At 60.4% G+C, this 7,779-nt stretch carries 5 protein-coding genes; 1 reads left to right on the top strand and 4 read right to left on the bottom strand.

Annotated features, from left to right (window positions below):
• Positions 1–206 precede the first annotated feature (206 nt).
• The 4 genes from OKC28_RS22585 to OKC28_RS22570 form a co-directional block, all read right to left on the bottom strand.
• Positions 207–1,172, bottom strand: coding sequence for an ABC transporter permease (locus OKC28_RS22585; RefSeq protein ID WP_017412537.1), 966 nt, complete (start codon positions 1,170–1,172; stop codon positions 207–209).
• Between the two features lie 2 nt (positions 1,173–1,174).
• Complete coding sequence (locus tag OKC28_RS22580) at positions 1,175–2,293, bottom strand: ABC transporter permease (protein ID WP_256686207.1); 1,119 nt, start codon at positions 2,291–2,293, stop codon at positions 1,175–1,177.
• Between the two features lie 79 nt (positions 2,294–2,372).
• On the bottom strand, positions 2,373–3,953 hold the full coding sequence (locus OKC28_RS22575) for an ABC transporter ATP-binding protein (RefSeq protein ID WP_059169150.1): 1,581 nt from the start codon (positions 3,951–3,953) through the stop codon (positions 2,373–2,375).
• Between the two features lie 83 nt (positions 3,954–4,036).
• Positions 4,037–5,035 carry a BMP family lipoprotein gene (locus OKC28_RS22570; RefSeq protein ID WP_017412538.1) on the bottom strand — a complete coding sequence of 333 codons (999 nt, stop codon included), beginning with the start codon at positions 5,033–5,035 and terminating at the stop codon, positions 4,037–4,039.
• Positions 5,036–5,463: 428 nt separating this feature from the next.
• Here OKC28_RS22570 and uvrD point away from each other — a divergent pair, with 428 nt between their 5' ends.
• Positions 5,464–7,635: a DNA helicase II gene (gene uvrD, locus OKC28_RS22565; RefSeq protein WP_256686203.1), complete on the top strand. Its 2,172-nt coding sequence runs from the start codon at positions 5,464–5,466 to the stop codon at positions 7,633–7,635.
• The last annotated feature ends 144 nt before the right edge of the window (positions 7,636–7,779 follow it).

The raw sequence follows: 7,779 nt of genomic DNA, 5'->3' as shown, positions 1-7,779 counted from the left end.
AATCGGCTCAAACATGAAGAAATGAAATGACTGAGTCAGCCGAGAAGAATTTCCCCGCTTATTCGCACCTTCCCTAATAAACATCTCGGATTGCGGAAGAACCCACTCTTTGAAAAAGAGTGGGTTCTTTTCATTGCTCAAGTCAGCGTATCCAGGGCATCAGGTTGAGGCCCACTTCCGTGGGCCTCTTGTTGAGAGCAGCAGGGTTACTCCCGCTCCTTGACGTAAGGGGTACCGAGCGCCTTGGGGGCCACCGCCTTGCCGATGAAACCGGCCAGCAGGAACACCGTCAGTATGTAGGGCAACGCCTCTATGGCCTGCACCGGAATGGCGAAGTCACCTATGCTGACCCCTTGCAGCCGGATGGCGACCGCATCGAGGAAGCCGAACAGCAGGCAGGCCGCCATGGCACTCCAGGGTTTCCACTTGCCGAAAACCAGTGCCGCCAGTGCCATAAAGCCCTTGCCCGCGCTCATGTTGGGGATGAACTGGGCCGTCTGGGCGACTGCCAGATAGGTGCCGCCGATACCGGCCAGCAGGCCGCCGATAATGAGCGCCGTGTAGCGCATCCGCACCACAGAGATACCTGCGGTGTCGACCGCCGCCGGGGCCTCGCCCACCGCCCGCAGACGCAGACCGAAGCGGGTACGAAACAGCACCCACCAGGCCAGCGGCACGCAGGCAAATGCCACGTACTCCAGCAGGGAGTGACCGCTCAGCAGCTCGCTGTAGAGCTGGCCTATCACGGGCACGTCATACAGCTCCCTGGCATAGGGCAGCTCTATGGGGGCGAAGCGGGCTGCACCGGACAGCGCCGGAGTCTGGCCACCCTGATCGAACCAGTAACGGCCCAGGGTCACGGTCAGACCGGCCGCCAGTATATTGATGGCCATGCCGCTCACCACCTGATCACCCCTGTGGGTGATGGTGGCAAAGCCGTGCATCAGGGCGAACAGGATGGAGACACCCACGCCGGCGCCGAGACCCACCCAAGCAGAGCCGGAAACAGCCGCGGCCGCTCCCCCGGCGAAGGCGGAGGCCAGCAGCTTGCCCTCCAGCGCTATGTTGACCACACCGGAGCGCTCGCAAAACATGCCTGCCATCGCAGCCAGAATGAGCGGCGGTGCGGTACGAATGGTCGCATCCAGCATCAGGATCAGCAGTTCAAACATGATCACACTCCCTTGGCTTGCGCGGTTGAGCGATTGGCAAACGCCAGATAGAGCTGCTCGATGCGCGGACGCATCATGTGCTCAAGGGCGCCACAGAACAGGATCACCAGGCCTTGCAGCACCACCACTATGTTGCGGTCGACCCCGAACTCGAAGCTGAGCTCGGCGCCCCCCTGATAGAGGAAGCCAAACAGCAGGCTGGCGATGATGACGCCGACCGGATGGTTGCGACCCATCAGGGCCACCGCGATACCGGTGAAGCCGAACCCTTCCACGAAGTTGAGCTTGATCTGGTGCAGTTCCCCCTGCAGCACGTTGAGGGCGAAGAAGCCCGCCAGCATGCCGGAGATCACCATGGCAAGGATCACCACCTTGGGATAGGAGATGCCCGCGTAGGCGGAGGCACTCTGGCTCGCGCCGACTGCCCGGATCTCGTACCCCCAGCGGGTATGCCAGATGAAGACCCACACCAGGGCCGCACAGATCAGTGCCCAGAAAAAGCTGATGTTGAGCGGGCTGTTCGGCATCTCCATGCCAACACCGCTCGCCAGCTCGCTCATCTTGGGCAGCCAGCTCGTGACGGCAAACACCTTGCTCTCGGTGGCCATGGAACCGGGCGGCTTGAACACCTCGACCAGCAGATAGGCCATCAGGGAGGCGGCGATGAAGTTGAACATGATGGTGGTGATGACGATGTGGCTGCCACGCCTGGCTTGCAACCAGGCCGGGATAAAAGCCCAGGCCGCACCGAACAGACCACCGGCTATGATGGAGAGCGGCAGCAGCAGCGCAAACGGCAAGGTGTCGCCGAGCAGCAGACAGACCATGCCAACCCCGAGGCCGCCGATATAGGCCTGACCTTCACCGCCGATGTTGAACAGACCGGCGTGAAAGGCCACCGCCACCGACAGGCCGGTGAAGATGAAACCGGTTGCGTAGTAGAGGGTGAAACCGACCCCTTCACCGGTACCGAAGGCGCCGTACCACATGATCTGGGCGGCATCGACCGGATTGATGTCGAGGTAGTAGAACAGGATGGCCGACACCAGGAAGGCCAGCAGGATATTGACCGCGGGCAGCACGCCCACGGAGATCCAGGCAGGAATACGTGCTTGGCTCATGAGTGGGCCTCCTTGGCAATCTCGTCAGGCACCCGCTGTGCCATCATCCAACCAGATCCGATGCAGCTAGAGAGAACATTCATGTTGTGGCTCCTTGGGGCTGGCTTGCCGCCACCTCATCGGGAACTATGTTCGCCATCATCAAGCCGATTGTGCGCTCATCTGCCTTGGCGGCATCCAGCTCGCCGACGATGCGACCGTCGGCGATGACCAGGATCCTGTCAGACAGGCTCATGATCTCGTCCAGCTCCACCGACACCAGCAGCACAGCCTTGCCCTTGTCGCGCATGGCGATGATCTGCTGGTGGATGTACTCGATGGCGCCTATGTCGACCCCGCGGGTCGGCTGGCCGATCAACAGCACATCCGGGTCCTGCTCCACCTCCCGGGCGATCACCAGCTTCTGCTGGTTGCCACCGGAGAAGTTGGCCGTCTTGTGATCGGGGTGGGGCGGACGCACATCCCACTTCTCCATCTTGGCCTGACAATCCTGCTGGATCGCCTCCTTGTTCTGCAGCCAGCCCTTGTTGTACTGGGGGCGGCGGTGATAGCCGAGGATGAAGGCCTCTTTCGCCTCGAAGCGGTTGATGAGTCCCATCTTGTGCCTGTCTTCCGGCACATGGCCGAGGCCATAGTTGCGCACCCGCTCCGGGTCGGCTGGATGAGTCAGGCTCACCTCGTGGGTCTTGCCGTCGTTGGTGATGGTGAAACTGCCCTTGCTGGGCTTGAGGATGCCGCCGAGCAGACTGAGCAGCTCGGACTGGCCGTTGCCGGATACGCCGGCGATGCCGACCACTTCACCGGCTCGCACCTCGAAGCTGACGGATTTGACCCGCTCCACCCTGGCGTCATCGATATAACTGAGGCCGTTGACCTTGAGCTTGGCTGCCCCCGGCAGATTCGGGCCCTTGTCGACCTTGAGGCGTACCTTGCGGCCCACCATCAGCTCGGCCAGCTGCTCCTTGTCGGTATCCTTGGTCGCCACGTGGGCCACCATCTCGCCCCGGCGCATGATGGAGACCTGATCCGTGATGGCCAGGATTTCCCGCAACTTGTGGGTGATGAGGATGATGGTCGCGCCCTGATCCCGCAGCTTTTTCAGCACTTCGAACAGGTGGTCGGCCTCTTGCGGGGTCAGCACGCCGGTCGGCTCGTCGAGGATCAGGATGCGGGCGCCGCGATAGAGCGCCTTGAGGATCTCGACCCGCTGTTGCAGGCCCACCGGCAGATCTTCGATCTTTTCGTGCAACGGTACGTCGAGACCATAGTCCCGCGCCAGCTCGCCGAGCAGCTTTTCGGCCGCCGCCAGACTCTGGCCCAGGTGCCAGCCGTTCTCCGCGCCGAGGATGACGTTCTCCAGCACGGAAAAATTGTTCACCAGCATAAAGTGCTGGTGCACCATGCCCACCCCTGCGGTGATCGCATCTTGTGAGCCATGGGGGTTGAAGGGGTTGCCGTCGATGAACATCTCGCCTCTGTCGGCGTGGTAGAAACCGTAGATGATGCTCATCAGGGTCGACTTGCCGGCGCCATTTTCGCCGACGATGCCGTGAATACTGCCTTTTTGAACCTTGAGGTCGATCTGCTTGTTGGCGTAAACGTCGCCGAACCGCTTATCGATACCCCTTAATTCGATGGCATAGCGATCTGTCTGGTCCATGATGCAGTCCTTGCGAGTCATGAAAAGAGACTAAAAACCGGCCCGTGCGGGCCGGTCATCGGGTTGAGAGTCGTAGCGGTAACTCAGTATTTGCAGGTGCTGTCGCTCATGTAGTCATGCACCTTGACCTTGCCGGCAATGATGTCGGCCTTGATGGCTTCCACCTTGGCTTTCATCTCGGGGGTGATCAGCTTCTCGTTGTCCTTGTCGAGTGCCCAATCCACACCGCCCTCGGCCAGGCCCAGGTTCTTGATCCCCGGTTTCCAGGTGCCTTTGGCGGCATCATCCCAGGTTTGGTAGGCGGCCAGACCGACCGACTTGACCATGGAGGTCAGCATGGTGCCCGGTTGCAGGTGGTTCTGGTTGGAGTCAACGCCGATGGCGAACTTGCCTTCGTCCTTGGCAGCCTGATAAACACCGATGCCGGTACCGCCAGCGGCGGCATAGACCACATCAGCACCCTTGGCGAACTGGGATTTGGCCAGCTCGGCACCCTTGGCCGGGTCAGCAAACGCCGCCGGTGTGGAGCCTGTCATGTTCTGGAACACTTCGATCTTCGGATTGACGTACTTGGCACCCTGCTCGTAGCCGCACTGGAACTTGCGGATCAGCGGTATGTCCATGCCGCCCACGAAGCCGACCTTGCCGCTCTTGGAGGCGATGGCAGCCAGCGCACCCACCAGGAAGGACCCTTCATGCTCCTTGAAGATGATGGACTGCACGTTCGGCTTGTCGACCACCATGTCGATGATGGTGAACTGGGTTTTCGGGAATTCGGTCGCCACTTTCTCGACGGCCGAGCCCATGTTGAAGCCGACGGCGACGATGGGGCCGTTGCCACGGCTGGCCAGACGACGCAGACCCTGCTCACGCTGGGCTTCGTTCTGGGGTTCGAACTCCTTGACCTTGACCCCTTTGTCCTTGTTGTAGACTTCGACGCCGTTGCGGAACACGGCTTCGTTGAACGACTTGTCGAATTTGCCGGCGGTGTCATAGATGACGGCGGGTTGGGTGGCTGCCTGGGCAGAGAGGGCAGCGAGAGTGAGGGCGGCCACGGTGGCCAGCTTGAGCACTTTAGTCACGATCGTATCCTTGATTGTTATGTGAGGGTCCACAGCCTGCCGGAGCAGGCATAAAGCACGCTGGCTAACTGTAAGTGAGCCATGGAGCGGGTCAAGGAGATCATAAAGGAAAAACGTTTGCGGTAACGGTTTGAAATATAAGCAGATCAATTTATAAGTGTTTGTTTTAATGTCTTTTTTTAGATTTAAATTCTGTGAAGTCCAGGCTTCAAACGACATTTATGTTTACATTCATATGGTTATAAGCAAGCGTTTTCGTCTGGACGGAGAAGAAGCGGTTTCTATTGGTGCCGGTTCATGATTTTCCCGGTCCCGGCCCGCCACCAAGCCGCCCCTATGCAAGCGCAGCGGCTCGTCATTCACTCGGATTTGGTCTGTGGCGCCACAGGTCGTATAATCCCCGCCTGTATAAATAAACAGGAGTGGTGATGGACGTTTCAACCCTGCTCGACGGGCTCAACGACAAGCAAAGAGACGCGGTGGCGGCCCCTCGCAGCAATCTGCTGGTGCTGGCGGGCGCCGGCTCGGGCAAGACCCGGGTGCTGGTGCACCGTATTGCCTGGCTGATGCAGGTGGAGCGTTGCTCACCCTTCTCCATCATTGCCGTGACCTTTACCAACAAGGCCGCGGCCGAGATGCGCGGCCGGGTCGAGAAAGTGTTGGGCAGCATGCAGCGCGGCATGTGGATCGGCACCTTCCACGGTATCGCCCACCGCTTGCTGCGGGCCCATCATCTGGACGCGGGCCTGCCGCAGGATTTCCAGATCCTCGACTCCGACGACCAGTACCGCCTCATCCGCCGCGTCATCAAGGCGCTCAACCTGGACGAGAAGCACTGGGCCCCTCGCGCCGTGATGAGCTACATCAACGGCAAGAAGGATGAGGGCTTGCGCCCCGGTGACATCGATCTCTACGGCGACCCCGTCACCCGCACCTATCAACAGATCTACAAGACCTATCAGGAGACCTGCGATCGCTCCGGGCTGGTGGACTTCGCAGAACTCTTGCTGCGCGCCCACGAGCTGTGGCTGGGCAAGCCCCACATCCTCGAGCACTACCGGGATCGCTTCCAGAACATACTGGTGGACGAGTTTCAGGATACCAACGGCATCCAGTACGCCTGGCTGCGGATGCTGGCGGGCGACAGCGGCAAGGTGATGATAGTCGGCGACGATGACCAGTCCATCTACGGCTGGCGCGGCGCCAAGATTGAGAACATCCAGCGCTTCCTGACCGACTATCAGGGGGCCGAAACCATTCGCCTCGAGCAGAACTACCGCTCCACCGCCAATATCCTCAAAGCCGCCAACTGCGTCATTGCCAACAACTCTGAGCGGCTTGGCAAGGAGCTGTGGACCGAGGGGGCAGAGGGCGACCCTATTTCCCTCTATGCCGCCTTCAACGAGGTGGACGAAGCCCGCTTTGTGGTCGGCCGCCTCAAGGATTGGAAAGAGAAGGGCGGCCTCTTGGCCGACTGCGCCATTCTGTATCGCTCCAACGCCCAGTCGCGGGTGCTGGAAGAGGCGCTGATGCAGGACGCCATGCCCTATCGCATCTACGGCGGCCTGCGCTTCTTCGAACGGCAAGAGATCAAGGACGCCATGGCCTACCTGCGTCTTATCAACAACAGAGGCGACGACGCCAGCTTCGAGCGGGTGGTCAACACCCCGACCCGTGGCATCGGTGATCGCACCCTCGAGATCCTGCGCACCAACGCCCGGGATCAGGGGCAGAACCTCTGGCAATCGGCCAAGGGACTGCTCAATGACAAGGTGCTGACCGGTCGCGCAGGCAATGCGGTGCGTGGCTTTGTCGATCTGATCGACGCGCTGGAAGAGCAGGTCGGCATGCTGCCGCTGCACCAGCAGGCGGATATCGCCATCCAGAACTCCGGCCTCAAGGCCATGTATCTGGCGGAAAAAGGCGAGAAGTCCCAGGCTCGGGTAGAGAACCTGGACGAACTGGTCACTGCCTGTCGTCAATACCAGCGCCCGGATGAGCTGGAAGAGATGAGCGATTTGTCGGCCTTCCTCGCCCACGCGGCGCTGGAATCCGGCGAGAATCAGGCGGACGAATATGCCGACGCTGTGCAACTGATGACACTGCACAGCGCCAAGGGGCTGGAGTTCCCGCTGGTGCTGCTGGTGGGCGTGGAAGAGGGCATGTTCCCCAGCCAGCAATCCACCGAGGAGTCGGGCCGCTTGGAAGAGGAGCGCCGCCTCTGCTACGTCGGCATGACCCGCGCCATGGAGAAGCTCTACATCTGTTATGCCGAGAGCCGCCGCATCTACGGCCGCGAGATGTTCCACAAACCGAGCCGCTTTATCCGCGAAATGCCCGCCGAATGCCTGGAAGAGATTCGGCTGCGCACCCAGGTGAGCAGACCCACCCAGTACGGCCGCTTCAGTCAGAACGAGGTGCAGCAGAGCTTCGACGCCAGCGGTATCACGCTCGGCCAGCGGGTGCTCCATCCGAAATTCGGCGAAGGGGTAGTGCTCAACTTTGAAGGGGTCGGCCAGCAGAGCCGGGTGCAGATCCAGTTCGACGACGTCGGCGCCAAGTGGCTGGTGACGGCGTATGCGAGATTGGAGGCGCTGTAACTTCTCTCGCCTTTTGATGCAATCAACCCGGCTTAGGCCGGGTTGGTCTATTTATGAGTCAATGATATTTAGGGAAGGTGCGAATAAGCGGGGAAATTCTTCTCGGCTGACTCAGTCATTTCATTTCTTCATGTTTGAGCCGAT

This window comes from Aeromonas sp. D3, from assembly GCF_027705025.1.
Lineage (GTDB): Bacteria > Pseudomonadota > Gammaproteobacteria > Enterobacterales > Aeromonadaceae > Aeromonas > Aeromonas salmonicida.
The sequence above is the reverse complement of the archived record's forward strand: the minus strand, read 5'-3'. Positions and strand labels throughout refer to the sequence as shown.

What these genes read in the sequence shown, in the direction of transcription:
- OKC28_RS22585 (WP_017412537.1), bottom strand. Translation starts at nt 1,172, where the DNA reads ATGTTTGAACTGCTGATCCTGATGCTGGATGCGACCATTCGTACCGCA.
- OKC28_RS22575 (WP_059169150.1), bottom strand. Translation starts at nt 3,953, where the DNA reads ATGGACCAGACAGATCGCTATGCCATCGAATTAAGGGGTATCGATAAG.
- uvrD (WP_256686203.1), top strand. Translation starts at nt 5,464, where the DNA reads ATGGACGTTTCAACCCTGCTCGACGGGCTCAACGACAAGCAAAGAGAC.
- OKC28_RS22580 (WP_256686207.1), bottom strand. Translation starts at nt 2,293, where the DNA reads ATGAGCCAAGCACGTATTCCTGCCTGGATCTCCGTGGGCGTGCTGCCC.